The organism is Stenotrophomonas maltophilia, assembly GCF_013464485.1.
Classification (GTDB): Bacteria; Pseudomonadota; Gammaproteobacteria; order Xanthomonadales; family Xanthomonadaceae; genus Stenotrophomonas; species Stenotrophomonas maltophilia_AW.
Genome location: NZ_RAUX01000051.1, coordinates 1 through 15,852, shown reverse-complemented (window position 1 = coordinate 15,852; position 15,852 = coordinate 1). Strand labels below are relative to the sequence as shown.

At 65.8% G+C, this 15,852-nt stretch carries 14 protein-coding genes; 5 read left to right on the top strand and 9 right to left on the bottom strand.

Features of this window, described 5'->3' with window-relative positions:
• The 3 genes from mreD to D7Y61_RS19720 form a co-directional block, all read right to left on the bottom strand.
• The gene (mreD, locus tag D7Y61_RS19730; RefSeq protein ID WP_005419400.1) at positions 1-486 is read right to left on the bottom strand and encodes a rod shape-determining protein MreD; all 486 of its coding nucleotides are present in this window, start codon (positions 484-486) and stop codon (positions 1-3) included.
• A complete protein-coding gene (gene mreC / locus D7Y61_RS19725) occupies positions 483-1,511 on the bottom strand; it encodes a rod shape-determining protein MreC (protein ID WP_180868751.1) in 1,029 nt (342 codons plus the stop codon). The genes mreD and mreC overlap by 4 nt, the downstream gene beginning before the upstream one ends.
• A gap of 121 nt (positions 1,512-1,632) precedes the next feature.
• Complete coding sequence (locus D7Y61_RS19720) at positions 1,633-2,679, bottom strand: rod shape-determining protein (protein ID WP_180868750.1); 1,047 nt, start codon at positions 2,677-2,679, stop codon at positions 1,633-1,635.
• A gap of 283 nt (positions 2,680-2,962) precedes the next feature.
• Here D7Y61_RS19720 and D7Y61_RS19715 point away from each other — a divergent pair, with 283 nt between their 5' ends.
• On the top strand, positions 2,963-3,901 hold the full coding sequence (locus D7Y61_RS19715) for a carbohydrate kinase family protein (RefSeq protein WP_019660686.1): 939 nt from the start codon (positions 2,963-2,965) through the stop codon (positions 3,899-3,901).
• A gap of 178 nt (positions 3,902-4,079) precedes the next feature.
• Here the strand turns inward: D7Y61_RS19715 and D7Y61_RS19710 are convergent, their stop codons facing one another.
• The 5 genes from D7Y61_RS19710 to ubiE form a co-directional block, all read right to left on the bottom strand.
• On the bottom strand, positions 4,080-6,050 hold the full coding sequence (locus D7Y61_RS19710; RefSeq protein WP_180868748.1) for an LTA synthase family protein: 1,971 nt from the start codon (positions 6,048-6,050) through the stop codon (positions 4,080-4,082).
• 311 nt (positions 6,051-6,361) lie between these two features.
• A complete protein-coding gene (locus tag D7Y61_RS19705; protein ID WP_180868746.1) occupies positions 6,362-6,976 on the bottom strand; it encodes an HAD family hydrolase in 615 nt (204 codons plus the stop codon).
• Positions 6,977-6,978: 2 nt separating this feature from the next.
• Positions 6,979-7,710, bottom strand: coding sequence for a hypothetical protein (locus D7Y61_RS19700; RefSeq protein ID WP_180868745.1), 732 nt, complete (start codon positions 7,708-7,710; stop codon positions 6,979-6,981).
• A 127-nt stretch (positions 7,711-7,837) separates the two neighbouring features.
• Entirely contained in the window at positions 7,838-9,766 is a 1,929-nt protein-coding gene (locus D7Y61_RS19695) for a M1 family metallopeptidase (protein ID WP_180868743.1), read from the bottom strand.
• Between the two features lie 297 nt (positions 9,767-10,063).
• Positions 10,064-10,825, bottom strand: a complete 762-nt coding sequence (gene ubiE, locus D7Y61_RS19690) for a bifunctional demethylmenaquinone methyltransferase/2-methoxy-6-polyprenyl-1,4-benzoquinol methylase UbiE (protein WP_006471026.1) — start codon at positions 10,823-10,825, stop codon at positions 10,064-10,066.
• An 80-nt stretch (positions 10,826-10,905) separates the two neighbouring features.
• On the opposite strand from ubiE, the gene D7Y61_RS19685 reads away from it, so the two are divergent.
• From D7Y61_RS19685 to D7Y61_RS19670, 4 genes are all read left to right on the top strand, one after another.
• Entirely contained in the window at positions 10,906-11,358 is a 453-nt protein-coding gene (locus D7Y61_RS19685; RefSeq protein WP_180868741.1) for a nucleoside deaminase, read from the top strand.
• A 198-nt stretch (positions 11,359-11,556) separates the two neighbouring features.
• A complete protein-coding gene (locus D7Y61_RS19680; protein ID WP_180868739.1) occupies positions 11,557-11,817 on the top strand; it encodes a hypothetical protein in 261 nt (86 codons plus the stop codon).
• A 74-nt stretch (positions 11,818-11,891) separates the two neighbouring features.
• The gene (locus tag D7Y61_RS19675) at positions 11,892-12,218 is read left to right on the top strand and encodes a hypothetical protein (protein WP_014038526.1); all 327 of its coding nucleotides are present in this window, start codon (positions 11,892-11,894) and stop codon (positions 12,216-12,218) included.
• A 74-nt stretch (positions 12,219-12,292) separates the two neighbouring features.
• Positions 12,293-12,715: a low affinity iron permease family protein gene (locus D7Y61_RS19670; RefSeq protein WP_180868737.1), complete on the top strand. Its 423-nt coding sequence runs from the start codon at positions 12,293-12,295 to the stop codon at positions 12,713-12,715.
• Between the two features lie 41 nt (positions 12,716-12,756).
• Here D7Y61_RS19670 and D7Y61_RS19665 read toward each other — a convergent pair.
• Positions 12,757-15,852: efflux RND transporter permease subunit (locus D7Y61_RS19665; protein ID WP_180868735.1), on the bottom strand; the 3,096-nt coding region annotated here is incomplete at its 5' end.

Sequence of the window (15,852 nt, the reverse complement as noted above, 5' to 3'; positions counted from 1 at the left end):
TCAGCGCCCGCGCTTGCCGAAGCGCACTGCGTCCAGCAGCACGAACACCAGTGGCCACAGGCCCATGCCCAGCAGCGGCGCCCACCAGTACGACCACGGCAGGGTCGGCTCATCCACCACGATGTGGACCAGCGCGCTGACGATGCGATCGTTGAACAGCAGGCCGCCGATGGCCAGCATCTGCTGCGACATCGGGAAGAAGCGGATGCGGGCGCGGAACCGCTGCAGGATGAAGGCCAGCATCACCAGCCGCAGCGCCTGTTCGCCGAGTACGCCGCCATACAGAAGGTCGGCCACCACACCACTGGCGAAAGCGATGCCGAGACCAACGCGCTCGGGCGCTTCAATCACCCAGTACGCCAGTACCAGCGCCAGCCAATACGGGCGCAACGGCTGCAGCAGCGCCGGCAACGGCAGCAGGCCCAGCAGCAGGGCCACCACCAGGCTGGCCGGCAGCACCCACGGGTTGTCGCGAAGGCGGCTCATCGCTGGGCCTCCGGCGTGGTCGGTTGCCGGCCAGCGGCCGGCACTACCGAGGACCCGGCGGGTGCAGAGCCCCCTTGTTGTTCAAGGGGGCGCGCCAACGGCGCGGGGGTAAGGGAGGCCCCCCCGGCAGCCTGGTTTGCCGAAGGCAAGCTTGGCTGAAGCAATTCGCTGGCCGCAGGCAAGCGAATTGCCGCACCCGGGCGCAGCAGCAGTACGTCGCGGCCGCGGTCCAGCTGGGCGGCCGGCTTCAGTTCGCCGACCAGGAAGGCATGGGTGTCGTCCGGGCGCAGGCCGGTGATGGTGCCAACCGGGAAGCCGGCCGGGAAGCGGCCGCCGAGGCCGGAGGTAACGATCTCATCGCCCACTTCCACGCCGGCGCTGAGCGGGATGTCGCGCAGTTCCAGCGTGTCACCGCGGCCGTAGACGATCAGCCGCACACCGTTGCGGGCCACGGTGACCGGCACCGCGTGATCGGGGTCGGTCAGCAGCAGCACGGTGGAGGTACCGCCGGTGACGCTGATCACCTGCCCCATCAGGCCACCGGCGTCGATCACCGCCTGGCCGACATGCACGCCTTCGCGGCTGCCGGCGTCGAGCACCAGGCGCTGCTTCACCGGGTCCAGGTCGATATCCAGGATCGGCGCCAGCTGCACGTCCAGGCCACTGCGCTCGGCCACGTTCAGCAGTTCGCGCAGCTGGGCATTGTCCAGCGCGGCAGTCTGCAGGCGGGTCAGGCGCGCGTTGGCCAGCAGCAGCTGGTTGCGCAGTTCGCGGTTCTCGGTGACCAGCTGGGTATGGCTGGCCGCGGAATCCTTGACCTGGTTGCCGAGCTTGCCGGGCAGGCCGGCCAGTGCCCATACCGGCTGCACCAGGCTGTTGGCCTGCTCGCGCAGGCGCGCCAGCCAGCCGGCCTGGTCGTCAAGGACGATCAGGGTGATGGCCAATGCGAGGTAGGCCAGCAACCGCAGGGGGCTGGCGGCATCACCGGATCGGGAGGCAACGGGAGGACCGGCGTAGGGCGGCACGGCAACGATTCAACTGGCAGAAGGCGGAAGGGAAACACGCGGGCGCCCCGCCGGTGCCGGCCCGCCATCACGACGGGCCGCACCCCGGAAGGGCGCGGCGGGCAGGAACGGCCGGGACGGCTTATTCCGGCGCAAAGAACTCGTTGCCGTGCATGTCCACCAGCTCCAGCGCACGACCGCCACCGCGGGCCACGCAGGTCAGCGGATCGTCGGCCACCTGCACGTGCAGGCCGGTTTCCTCGGAGATCAGGCGGTCCAGGTCGCGCAGCAGGGCGCCGCCGCCGGTCAGCACGATGCCGCGCTCGGCCACGTCGGCACACAGTTCCGGCGGAGTCTGCTCCAGCGCCAGCTTGACCGCGCTGACAATACCCGACAGCGGTTCGTGCAGCGCTTCGAGCACCTCGTTGGAGCTGATCTTGATCATCTTCGGCACACCCTCGGCGAGGTTGCGGCCGGAGATTTCCAGCTCGATCACCTCCGCCTGCGGGTAGGCGCAGCCCAGTTCGACCTTGATGCGTTCGGCGGTGGCTTCACCGATCAGCATGCCGTGGTTGCGGCGCACGTAGTTGGTGATCGATTCGTCGAAGCGGTCGCCGCCGATGCGGACCGACGCCGAATAGACGATGCCGTTGAGCGAGATCACGGCCACTTCGGTGGTACCGCCACCGATGTCGATGACCATCGAACCGCGAGCTTCGGTGACCGGCATGCCGGCGCCGATCGCGGCCGCCATCGGCTCTTCGATCAGGAACACATCACGGGCACCGGCTTCCTCGGCCGATTCCTTGATGGCGCGGCGCTCGACCTGGGTCGAGCCGGCCGGCACGCACACCAGCACGCGCGGGCTCGGGCGCAGCACGCGCGACTTGTGCACCTTCTTGATGAAGTGCTTGAGCATCGCCTCGGTGTAGGTGAAGTCTGCGATGACGCCGTCCTTCATCGGACGGATGGTGGTGATGTGGCCCGGGGTACGGCCCAGCATCTGCTTGGCTTCGGCGCCTACGGCTGCCACCGAGCGGGTGCCACCAATGGCACGGTCCTGGCGCACGGCCACGACCGACGGCTCGTTCAGCACGATCCCCTGCCCGCGCACGTAGATGAGGGTGTTGGCCGTGCCCAGGTCGATGGACAGGTCATTGGAGAACATGCCACGGAGTTTCTTGAACATCTGAGGAAGGAGTCCTGAGGGGTGTCGTGCCCGCCGCGGGATGGCGAAAAAATGGGCAGAAATCGAGGCCGACAAGCCTAGCAACCCGCCTGCCGCCGAGCAAGGAAAAAACTAGCTGAACCCGCGTCTTCACAGGCTTTCGGCCGGATCGGGCATCACCCGGTTCTGGCCCTGAGCGGCACCAGCGGGTAACCTTTGCGCCGTCGGGCGCCCAAGGGCGCCGTTTGCTTGCCCGCTGAACCGGGCCGGCCCACCCCAAAATTCACCGCATAGGCTTACATCGATGTCCGCTCTGATCTGTGGTTCTCTTGCCTTCGACACCATCATGGTGTTCCCGGACCAGTTCAAGAATCACATCCTGCCGGACAAGGTGCACATCCTGAACGTGTCGTTCCTGGTGCCGCGCATGCGCCGCGAGTTCGGCGGCTGCGCCGGCAACATCGCCTACAACCTGCACCTGCTGGGCGGCCAGCCGATCCCGATGGGCACCGTGGGTTCGGATTTCGGCCCGTACCGCGAGTACTTCGAAGGCCTGGGCATCGACCTGTCGCGTGTGCGCGTGATCGACGAGCTGTTCACCCCGCAGGCGTTCATCACCACCGACCACGACAACAACCAGATCACCGCCTTCCACCCGGGCGCGATGATGCGCTCCTACGAGAACCACGTGCGCGGCGTGCCGGGCGTGACCCTGGGCCTGGTCGGCCCGGACGGGCGCGAGGGCATGATCCAGAACGCGCAGGAATTCCACGAAGACGGCATTCCGTTCATCTTCGACCCGGGCCAGGCCATGCCGCTGTTCAACGGCCCGGAGCTGCGCGCCTTCATCGACCAGGCCGATTACGTGGTGGTCAACGACTACGAGTCGAACCTGCTGCAGGAGCGCACTGGCTGGGACGAGAAGGAGATCGTCAGCCGGGTCAAGGCTTACATCACCACCCGCGGCCCGAAGGGCGCGGTCATCCACACCCCGGAAAAGAGCTACGACATCCCGCCGGCGCACGAGCGCCGCGTGGTGGACCCGACCGGCTGTGGCGACGCTTTCCGCGCCGGCCTGATCTACGGCATCCAGAAGGGCTACGACTGGCTGACCATCGGCCGCATGGGCAACCTGATGGGCGCACTGAAGGTCGAGCACCCGGGCACCCAGAACCAGCGCTTCACCTTCGATGAGTTCAACGAGCAGTTCAAGCAGCAGTTCGGTTACGCGCTGAGCGCGTAAACGAACTGCCCGCGCTTTTCACCTTATCCCCGCGCCTTCGGCGCGCCCCCTTGAACAACAAGGGGGCTTCTCACCCGATGCGCTATTGGGAATGCTTCTGGTGGGAATGCTTCTGGTAGGTGTCGACCTTGGTCGACGCTGCCGGCCGACGGCCGGCACCGCTCCCTGCCCGTCCAACTCAAGGCTTGGCCTTCTCCGGCAAGCGGTACAGCTCTTTTTCGTAGGCCAGCGTGCCCCACATCGCGTAGGCATGTGCGCGCCGCGCCAGTTCGGGCCGCAACGGCTGCGGCTGCAGCTGGTCGCTGGCCGGGTCGTAGCGGAAGCCCTGCGCTGGCTTGTCCGGCTGCAGGATGGCCACATCGTTGCCCTCCATCCACGCCAGATTGCGGTCGTACTGCATCAGCGCGCGCCCCGGCTGCAGCCGTTGCAGGTCGGTCAGGTCCTGTCCCACCGTCGGGGTGGGATCGGCAATACCCAGCAGCGACAGCAACGTCGGCGGCAGATCGATCTGGCTGATGATGCGGCTATCGCGGCGCGCCTCGATGCCGCCACCGAGAATCAACCCGGGAATATGAAAGTTGCCGATCGGCACCATGTTCTTGCCGAACACCCGCGAATCATGGTCGGCCACCACCAGGAACACGGTGTCCTCCCAGTACGGCGAGGCCATCGCCTTGCGGAAGAACTCGCCCAGCGCATAGTCGGCGTACTTGGCGGCGTTGTCGCGGGTCTGTTTCGGCTGCTCGTACAGGTCGATGCGGCCGTCCGGGAACTCGAACGGATCATGGTTGCTGGAGGTGAACACCAGGCCGAAGAACGGCTTGCCCTCTGCTTTCAGTTGCCGGAACTGCTGGTCGGCGCGGCCAAACAGGTCTTCGTCAGACACACCCCATGAGCCGACGAAGGCCGGCTTACGGTAATCCTTGCGGTCCACGATGCGGGTGAAGCCATTGGCGAGGAAGAACTCGCGCATGTTGTCGAAGTGACTCTCGCCACCGTAATAGAAGCCGGTGTCATAGCCATGCCGTCCGAGTACATCGGCCAGGGTGAAGAAGCGCTGGCGGCTGGCAGGCAGCTTGACCACCGATTCGGCCGGAGTCGGCGGGAACCCGGTCAGTATCGCCTCGATGCCGCGTACCGAACGCGTGCCGGTCGCATACAGACGCTCGAACGCCCAGCCCTGTCTACTCAGGCGGTCGTAATTGGGCGACAGCGGCCGCCCGCCGAGACTGCCGATGAACTGCGCCCCCAGGCTTTCTTCCAGCACGATCACCAGATTGCGCGGCTTGCCGTGGTACTGCGGCGGGCGCAGTGCCAGGCTCGGCAATACGTCGGAGACATACGCCGACGCCGGCAGGCCGCTGCTGGCACGCAGTTCGCTGACCACCTCGGCCAGCGGCAGGTCACCGTAGACGCGTGAGGTTTCGCTGCGGGTTGCCAATTGCCGCGCGGCATGGCCGACGGTGTACAGGGAGTTCAGCGGCAAGGCGTTGATCGTCGGGTCGGTCGAGAACGCCACCAGTGCCGGGTTCAAGGGCCGATGACCCAGGCTGGAACGCACGCCCAGCGCCGCCAGCAGCAGCACCAGGAACGCCAACGGCAGCCGCCACAGCCAGCCGGCTTCGACTGCGGCCATCGGGTTGTCGACCCAACGCCGCGACCCGCGCAGCAGTGCCCACAACAGCACGATCACCGCGGCAACTTCGATCACCACGGCCATCAGATGGCCGCGAAGCAGCGTCATCCCGACTTCTTCGGGATAGATCAGATACTCCAGGAACATACGATTGGGGCGCAGGCCGTACTCGGCCATGAAGCTGGGCGTGGCCAGCTCCATGAACACCAGCAGCACGCTGGCCAGGATCAGCCACCATCGCAGCAGATGACGCCACGCGCGGCCCATGCGTCCTTCCAGCGGCAACAGCAGCGCCAGCACCGCCGGGATACCGTACAGCAGGCACAGGGTCGACACATCCACCCGCAGCCCTTGCAGGAACACCGTGGCCCAGCCGTCAGCAGCACTCACCCGCGCAGCGTGCCACAGCGCCAGCCCCAGTCGCGACAACGACAGGGTGACCAGGCCAAACAGGAAGAAGACGGCGATCGGACACAGACGCCGGTACAGCGACACCCGCACAGCTCGGAGCATGAAAGGAATCCAGAAATGGAGCAAAGGACACCCATGCCCCATCCCTGGCAGCGGGCCACAACGTACAACGTGCAACCCAACACAACCGCCAGCGCAGCAAGACCCACCCGCCGGCACCCCCAACGCTCTCCGCAGCATCGTCCAGCCTGCGGCAATGAGCGGCGACGGTTCCCCAACCGCCTCCACTTCACCCCGTGCCGGTCATTCGAAGAGCATCCGGCCGGCCTCGCACAATACACTGTGATGACAGTCGAGAGTGGACCGCCGGCGCGGTCCTCGGGTTCGCGCCACAACGCGTAGAGGGCGCCGCATTAGCCTCGCCAGTGCGCCAGCACCGCACCGCAATCGGCCAGATGCCAACAGGCCATGTCCGGCCAGGGGTTGTCCGGGGCATTGACCAGCAACGTGCGGCTGCCGGCCGCGCGACCGCATTCCAGATCAAAGCGGTAGTCACCCACCATCACCACCTGCGACGGGACTACCTGCCAGCGCCGCAGGAAGTACTGCAGCCCGGCGGGTGAAGGCTTCGGCTCGGCCTCGTCGCGGCCAATGATGTCGTCTTCGGCAAATACGTCGCCCAGCCCGATCGCTTCCAGGGTGATCTGCGCCAGGCTGCGCACGTTGCGGGTCAGGATGCCCAGACGGCAGCCGGCGCCCTGCAGCGCGCGCACCAGCGCCACCGCGCCCTTCGCCGGCTGGGAAGCGGCGGCCAACGCACGCTCGTGCGCCAGCAGCCAGGCATGCTTGGCACTGGCCTCCGCGACCGGCAACCCGGCCAGGTGGGTGAGGATGTCATCCTCCTGCGGAATCGCCAGTTCGCGCTTGATCCGCGCGAAATCATGCACCGATACGGTCAGCGTGCCATCCATGTCGAACACCCAGTGGCGGATCGTCGACAGTGCCGGCGCAGCCACGGGTGCAGCCATGGTCAATGCCACCACGCCGGCATGCGGCTGGCATCCACACCACCGGTCTCGAACACGGCCGTACGCATGCCACCGGCCTTGACCGGGAACTCGATGCTGATCGACTTGCCCTTGGCCGCCAGCTTCCACAGCGCCTTCTGGTCGGTGATGAACATGGCAATCGCCTCGTCGGTCTTCGGCCGCCATGCCGCCATGGAGATCGGTTTGCCATCGTCCACGGTCACCTTCACCGTGCACTGCGGGCAGCGGAAGTCGCCGGCCTGCAGCACCAGATAGGCATGCCGCTTCCACTCCGGATGATCGCGGAATACCAGCTGCACCGGCTTTGCGCCGCTGCCATCCACGTCCACCCGTTCCTTGCTGTAGATCTGCGCCGACACCTGGTTGCCCTTGCTGCCCACCGGGATCTGGTTGTATTGCCACAGCGCCTGCATGCGGCGCAGGTCGCGCGCAGCATCGCCCTTGGCCTTGACCTCGTCGAAGCCAGCGGCGATGCGCTCGGCGGCGGCGGTGTCCTTGTACTGGTCCAGCAGCGAGGCACCATGCAGGCGCGCGCGCTCCCAGTCCTGCGCGGCCACTGCCATGTCGTACTGCTTGGCCACGTCCTCGGCCTTGGCCTCCTTCTGCGCCTGCACGGCGGCCGCGGCGGCTTCCTGCGCCTTGCGTTCTTCCTCGGGGTTGCTGCAGGCGGCCAGCGCCAGGGTGCAGGCGGTGAGCAGGATCAGTCGTTTCATGGCGGAGGTCCTTTACGGGTGCATCCCGATTCTATCGGCAGCGAAAAGCGGATACAGCAACGGCGGGTTTCCCCGCCGTTGCCGGTGAAGCGGTGCCCGGATGCCGGCCAGCGGCCGGCACTACCGTTTACTTGGCTTCAGCCTTGGCCAGCATGTCCTGCACCGAGGCCGTGGTGATCGGGTGGTAACCCGGCTTGGCCTTCTCGAAGGCCTGCTTGGCCAGTTCCAGCCCCTTCGGGGTCTTCACCAGTTCGGCGTAGATCGGCAGGATCAACTTGCGACGGCCGACGCGCTCGATGAACGCGGCAGCGCCTTCATTGGCCTGCTCGTAGCCGCTGCGGATCGCCAGCGGGTACCAGCGCATGGCGATCTCGCCATTCGGGGTGCCGGTGAAGTGGAAGGCCTTGTCCAGCGTGGCCAGCTTGTCCAGCGGCTGGGTCGCGCCCAGGCCGTCGATGAAGCGCACCCATTCCTGCGTGCTCCAGTCGGCGATGACCTGGCTGCTCGGCACGGTGCCGGCGCTGGCAAAGGCAATGCGCGCGGTATCGACGCTGCTGAAGTTGCGCGACTGCGCCTTGGCGGCGAACGCCGGGATACCCGGCTCCTCCAGCCACGCCTTCAGTTCGGCTTCGGTCACGGCGGACGGATTCTTCGGCAGCAGCTTTTCCTTCATGTAGGCAACGAACTGATCGGTGTTCGCGCTCTGGAAGGCATGGTCGTCGAACCAGCCACGGAGGAACGGATCGAAGGTCTCGCGGCCGAAGCGCTGTTCCAGGAACTCCAGGAACCACGAACCCTTGACGTAGGCCACCTGGCTCAGGGCTTCGTCGGGGTCACGCTCGTTCAGCGGCGGCAGCGCCAGCGCCTGGTCGGCCGGGCTCATGTCCTTCACTTCGGCCAGCAGGTCGGTCTGGTCGATCTGCTTTTCCATCTCCGCCATCTCCTTGCCGTACAGGGCTTCGGTGATGCGTCCCTGCACGTAGGTGGTGAAGCCTTCGTTGAGCCAGATGTCCTTCCAGCTGGCGTTGGTCACCAGGTTGCCCGACCAGCTGTGCGCCAGTTCGTGGGCGACCAGCGAGACCAGCGACTTGTCACCGACGATCACGGTCGGGGTGGCGAAGGTCAGGCGCGGGTTTTCCATGCCGCCGAACGGGAATGACGGCGGCAGCACCAGCATGTCGTAGCGGCCCCAGCGGTATTCGCCGTACAGCTTCTCGGCGGCACCGATCATCTTCTCGGTGTCTTCGAACTCCTTGGCGGCCTTGTTGACCATGGTCGGCTCGGCCCAGACGCCGGAACGGCCGGAGATCGGCTCGAACACCAGGTCGCCGGCAGCGATGGCCAGCAGGTAGGATGGAATCGGCTGCGGCATCTTGAAGGTGTAGTCACCGTCACGCGCGGCCTTCGGATCGTTGTCGGCACTCATCAGCACCATCACGTCCGGGCGCGAGACCACATGCGCGCTGTAGGTGAAGCGCACGCTCGGGGTGTCCTGCAACGGCACCCACGATCGGGCGTGGATGGCCTGCGACTGGCTGAACATGAAGGGCAGCTTCTTGCCTTCGGTCATCGATGGCGCCAGCCACTGCAGACCCGAGGCGGTCGGTGCGGTGGTGTAGGTCACTTCCACCTTGGCCGGCTGTTCCGGGGCTTCGATGGTCAGCTTGCTGCCGAACACCTTGTCAGCGGCGGCCAGTTCGAACTTCAACGGGCTGCGCGCACCATCAGCAGCGACCGCCTCGACCTTGGACACGGCCAGCTCGCGGGTGTCGAGCACCAGCTGTTTGGCGTCCTTCTGCTTCCATTCCAGGGTGTAGGTGGCGGTGCCGCCGATCTGCTTCTGGTCGAAGTCCAGCTTCAGATCCAGCGCGATGTCCTTGATGACGACCTTGTCCGGCTCGGCGTACGAGCTCTCGTCGTGGCTGCGGTTCTCGGCGTTCACGGGGGCGGCAGGGGCCTTTTCGGCAGTCGGAGCGGCGGCGGGCGCGGCCGCCTCCTGGGAGCAGCCAGCGGCCAGTGCCACGGCCAGCGGAAGGAGGATCAGCGGATTACGCATGAATCGGGACCGTTTCGGGGATCAAACCCCAATGGTACCTCCGTCCGGCCCCGCAGGCGTTGCGCGGTGCGGGGCAATGCGGACAAGGCCGATCCTGCGGCTGCGCCCAGGGTAGGTGCCAACCTTGGTTGGCACGGATCCATCAACGCATGTGGCAGGCCCGTGCCGACCAAGGCCGGCCTCTACAGATAGGTGCCAACCTTGGTTGGCACGGATGTGTCAGCGCTCGCGGGAGGGGTGTGCCAACCAAGGTTGGCACCCACCAGAGCAGGTACCGGGGTTGCCCCCGTCCAGCGCTTACAGCTTGTAGCCGGAATGGATCGAGACGATGCCGCCGGTCAGATTCTTGTAGTGGCAGCGCTCGAAACCAGCCTGCCCCATCATCGCCTTCAGCTCATCCTGCGGCGGGTGCTTGCGGATGCTCTCGGCCAGATACTGGTAGCTGTCCGAATCGTTGGCGAACAGCTTGCCCAGCTTGGGCAGGATCCTGAACGAGTGGAAGTCGTAGATCGGCTTGAACCAGTCCGCGGTCACTTCGGAGAACTCCAGCACGCGGGCCTGACCTCCCACCTTCAGCACGCGGTACATCTCGCGCAGGCCGGCGTCCTTGTCGGTCACGTTGCGCAGGCCGAAGGCGATGGTGACCAGGTCGAAGCTGTTGTCCGGGAACGGCAGGGCTTCGGCGTTGCACTGCACATAGTCCAGGCCGAGCACCAGGCCACGGTTGGTCAGGCGGTCACGGCCGACCGACAACATGCCGGCGTTGATGTCGCCCAGCACCACCGAGCCCTCGGCGCCGACGCGCTCCTTCAGCAGGGCGGCGATGTCGCCGGTGCCGCCGGCCAGGTCGAGCACGCGGTCGCCCGGCTTCACCTGCGCGGTGGCCACGTAATAGCGCTTCCACGCCCGGTGCACGCCCAGGCTCATCAGGTCGTTCATCAGGTCGTAGTTGCGCGCGACCGAGGTGAACACCTGACCGACCAGCTTCTGCTTGTCCTTGGCGGCGACGTCGCGGAACCCGAAATGGGTGGTACCGGCTTTGTAGGGGGATTCGCTCATGGCCCCGATTATCGCACCGCCGGGGGCCAGCGGCACCCCCTGCCCGTATCATGGCCGACCACGACTTACCGGAGCTCCGCATGATCACCACGCCCGACTACCAGGCCCTGCTGCAGACCGCCATCGCCGAAGCCCGCCAGGGCCTGACCGAGGGTGGCGTGCCGATCGGCGCCGCGCTGTACCACAACGACGGCCGCCTGCTCGGCTGCGGCCACAACCGCCGCGTGCAGGAGGGCGACCCGTCGGTGCACGGCGAAACCGATGCCTTCCGCAAGGCCGGGCGCCAGCGGCGTTACCAGGACACCATCATGGTCACCACCCTGGCCCCATGCTGGTACTGCTCGGGGCTGGTGCGCCAGTTCAACATCGGCACCGTGGTGGTGGGCGAATCGCGTACCTTCCAGGGCGGCATCGACTGGCTGCGGGAAAACGGCGTCAACGTGATCGACCTGGACAGCCAGGAATGCGTGGACCTGCTGGGCGGCTTCATTGCGCAGCACCCGGAGATCTGGAACGAAGACATCGGTGAATGATCACCACGCAGTGTCCTGTTGAACCCGCTTAATGAACGCTTCAGTGCCGGCATCCCGTTGTGCCGGCAGCGTTTGCGGCAATCGCTGTGAACCCGTGCACAGTCAGCTACCCAGCGTGCACACGCTGCGGTAACACCCCACCCGGCCGCCGCGCTTAGGGTGGGGTTACCGGGGCCTCCTTCCCCGGCGGAGCCAGCCATGAGCGCGCACGCCGTATGCCCCACGCCTGATCCGATCCTCGACGCCATCCGTACGCGCCTGCAGCAGCAGTTTGTGCTGCACCAGCGTGGCCCACTGTTCTGGACCGCCTATCAGGGCCTGCAACTGGAACTGGTGCGCGGCCATCCGCTCGACCACGAGCGCCTGTGCAATGCCATGGCCGACATGGCCGAGGAGATGGGCGCTGTCGAGCATGCACAGCTGATAGGCAGTCGCAACGCTGGCTGCACGCCGCGCTGACGCGGCATGCACCGGCGCATACGCCACACTGCGATGAACCCCCACTCCCATCCACCCCAACCGATTGGATCGTCATGCACGCCGAAGTTCCCACCATTCCCCCGGTCATCAACGTCGACGCCGAGCTTGATCACTGGCGTCGCCAGCATGCCGACGGCGCGTTGCCACACAACTCGTTCGGCTCCTACGTCCCATGGATCAAGTTCGCCTGCGATTCGCTGATCACGCAACCGCGCGCCAGCAATGCGCAGCGCGATGAGATGTTCCAGACCCAGTATGCCCTGCAGATCATGCCGCGACTGAGCGAAGCCCAGGCCCGCGAGTTCGTCGACCGCTGCTGGCAGCATGTCTACCAGACCAGTCCGGTGCGGCTGCAGGACGCTCCGCGCCTGCGCGCCTGAGGCGCGCCTGCGACTGCACGGTCTCTGCACGAGGCACTGCCGATCATCCTCGTCACCTGAGTGGGACGACGACGATGAAAGCACGCAATCTGTTCAACACGATCGCCAAGAAGTCGGCAGCGGCCACGGGTTCGCCGTGGACATTCCTTGCCGCACTGGCGATCGTGGTGCTGTGGGGCATCACCGGCCCTCTGTTCAATTTCAATGACACCTGGCAGCTGGTGATCAATACCGGAACCACCATCATCACCTTCCTGATGGTGTTCCTGATCCAGCACACGCAGAACTCGGATACGGCCGCGATGCAGATCAAGCTGGACGAGCTGATCCGCGCCACGGCGGAAGCCAACAACGAACTGCTGGATCTGGAAGAGATGGACGAGGAGCGGCTGGAGGAGATCCGCGCCGAGTACGAGCGCATGGCCCGCGAAGCCGGCGACGCGCTGGCGAGGGTGCGCGCCTGTCGCGCCGCGCCGCGCGATGACGAGGCGGTGTAGCGCGTGTCGCGGCATGTCATGGCGATTCCTGATCCGGCCATCTATCCACGCTTGAACACGCGCTGCACTACCACGAAGAACAGCGGTACGAAGACCAGGCCCAGGCTGGTGCCTGCGATCATGCCGCCGAGCACCCCGATACCAATGGCCTGCTTGGCGCCTGAACCCGCACCCGTGGAGACGGCCAGCGGAATCACCCCCATGCCAAAGGCCAGCGAGGTCATGACGATCGGGCGCAGGCGGTCGCGCACGGCATGCATGATCGCGTCTATCAGGCCTGCCCCGTGCTCCATGTTCTCCTTGGCGAACTCGATGATCAGGATCGCGTTCTTGCTGGTAAGGCCCACCGTGGTCAGCATCGCCACCTGGAAGTAGATGTCGCGCTCCAGGCCATTGACGGTATTGGCCAGCACCGCACCAAGGACGCCCAATGGAGCCGCCAGCAGCACTGCTACCGGCACGGTCCAGCTCTCATACATGGCCGCCAGGCAGAGAAACACCATCAACAACGAAAGAACGTAGAGCAGCGGCAACTGGGAGCGGGAATCCCGCTCCTGGCTGGCCGCACCCGTCCATTCAATGCTGAAGCCCGGGGGAAGCAGTGCGGCGAGACGCTCGATCTCCCTCATCGCTTCGCCTGACGACGTACCGGGCCCAGGCTGGCCATGGATTTCCATGGCCGCCGTGCCGTTGAAGCGCTCCAGACGCGGTGACGACTGGATCCAGCGGGTACTGCCCAGCGTATCGAAGGGCACCATGCGGGCCTGGTCATTGCGGACCGCCCACTGGCTGAAATCCTGCGGAAGCCCGCGGCTGGACGCATCGGCCTGCATGATGATCCGCTTGACCCGCCCCCTGTCCATGAAGTCGGCGACATAACGGCCGCCCCAACCAGCCCCCAGTTCGTTCCCGATCCGCTCGGCGGTGAGGCCATGCGCCCTGGCCTTCGCATCATCGATGCGCACCTGCAGAGCAGCCACATCTTCCATGCCGTTGGCGCGCATCTGCTGAAGCAACGGGCTCTGTGACGCAGCGGCAAGAAGCGTATCGCGCGCCTGGGTCAGGTGCGAATGTCCCTGCCCGGCATCATCCTTGAGGAAGAAGCCGAACCCGGATGCATTGCCCAGCGCGGGAATCGGGGGCGGCGCCAGCACGTGGAAATCGGCCATTCCCTGCGTCGCCAGGGCCCGGGTTGCGCGCAGTGCGATGGCTTCAGCATTGTCGGCTGAGCCGCGCCGCGCCCAGTCCTTCAGCCGGATGAAGGCAAGGCCCGCATTCTGGCCCATCCCCGAGTAGCTGTAGCCGGCGACCGTGAACATCGCCTCGGCCATGGGATCACTTTCCAGAAAGTAGTGCTCGACCGCCTGCAATGCATCCGTGGTCTGTTGCAGTGTCGATCCTGCTACGCCGTTCACCAGCACCACCAGCGTTCCTTGATCCTCATTGGGCAGGAATGCACTGGGCAGGCGCACGAACAGCACGCCCATCAGCACGAACAGCGCCGCCACGATGCCCATGAAGCGCCACGGACGATGGATGATGCCGCGCACGCCGCGCTGGTAGCTTTCGCTGGTGCGGTCGAAGCCTCGGTTGAAGCCGTTGAAGAAGCGACCGGCCAGGCCACGATGGGCAACATGATGCTCGCCCTTCTTCAGCGGCTTGAGCATGGTGGCGCACAGCGCCGGGGTCAGCACGATGGCCACCAGCACCGACAGCGCCATCGCCGACACGATCGTGGCCGAGAACTGGCGGTAGATCACGCCAGTTGAGCCGCTCATGAACGCCATCGGCACGAACACCGCCGACAGCACCAGGCCGATACCCACCAGCGCACCGGTGATCTGGCCCATCGACTTGCGGGTGGCTTCCAGCGGCGACAGCCCCTCTTCGGACATGATGCGTTCGACGTTCTCCACCACCACGATGGCATCGTCCACCAGCAGGCCGATCGCCAGCACCATCGCGAACATGGTCAGCATGTTCACCGAGAAGCCCAGCATCGCCAGCACGCCGAAGGTACCCAGCAGCACCACCGGCACGGCGATGGTCGGGATCAGGGTGGCGCGGAAGTTCTGCAGGAACAGGTACATCACCACGAACACCAGCACGATCGCTTCGATCAGGGTCTGCACCACGCCCTTGATCGACATGCGTACGAACGGCGTGGCGTCATACGGTACTACCACCTCCACGCCTGCAGGCAAGGACGCAGACAGACCTTCCAGCGCTTGATCCACCGCTGCACGGGTCTGCAGCGCATTGGCGCCCGGCGCGAGCGTGATGCCGACGCCAGCGGCAGGCCGACCGTTCAGGCGATTGCTGAACTCATAGCTTTCAGCACCCAGTTCCACCCGTGCCACATCGCGCAGACGCAGTTCGCTGCCATCGGTGCCCGCACGGATGACAATGCCGCCGATGTCCTCTGCCGTGCGTGCCGAAGGCTCACCTTCGATATAGGCCGAGATCGGTTGCCCATCCACAGCCGGGCCCCCTCCAAGCTCGCCAAACGCAGGCTGGAGGGTCCGGCCACGCACAGCCTGGGCGATATCTTCGGCACTGACGGCATACGCCTGCAGTTTCGCCGGATCCAACCAGATGCGCAGAGCGTACTTGCCGGCGAATTCGCGCACATGTCCCACCCCGGGCACGCGGCTCAGCGTGTCCACCACCGATGATCCGACGAAATCGGCGACATCGGCGGCATCCAGGGCACCATCGGTTGATACGAATGCCACGATCTGCAGGAAGCCACTGCTGGCCTTGGCGGCGCTCACCCCGCGCATTCGGACCTGTTCGGGCAATGCCGGCATGGCCTGCTGTACGCGGTTCTGGACCTGCACCAGGGCCGCATCCAGGTCTGTCCCTGTGTGGAACACGAGGGTGACGTTGGAGTAGCCCGCATAGGAGTAGCTCTGCGAGGTGAAGTACTGCAGGCCATCAATGCCAACCAGCTGCGTCTCGATGATCTGGGTCACCGTTTCCTCGATGGTGCGCGCGGAAGCCCCGGGATGGATGGCGGTCAGCGTGATCGTGGGAGGCGCAACGTCGGGGTACATCTCCACCGGCAGCTTGAACAGGGCCAGGCCGCCGGCGAGCATGATGATGATGGCGATCACCCATGCAAAGATGGGTCGATC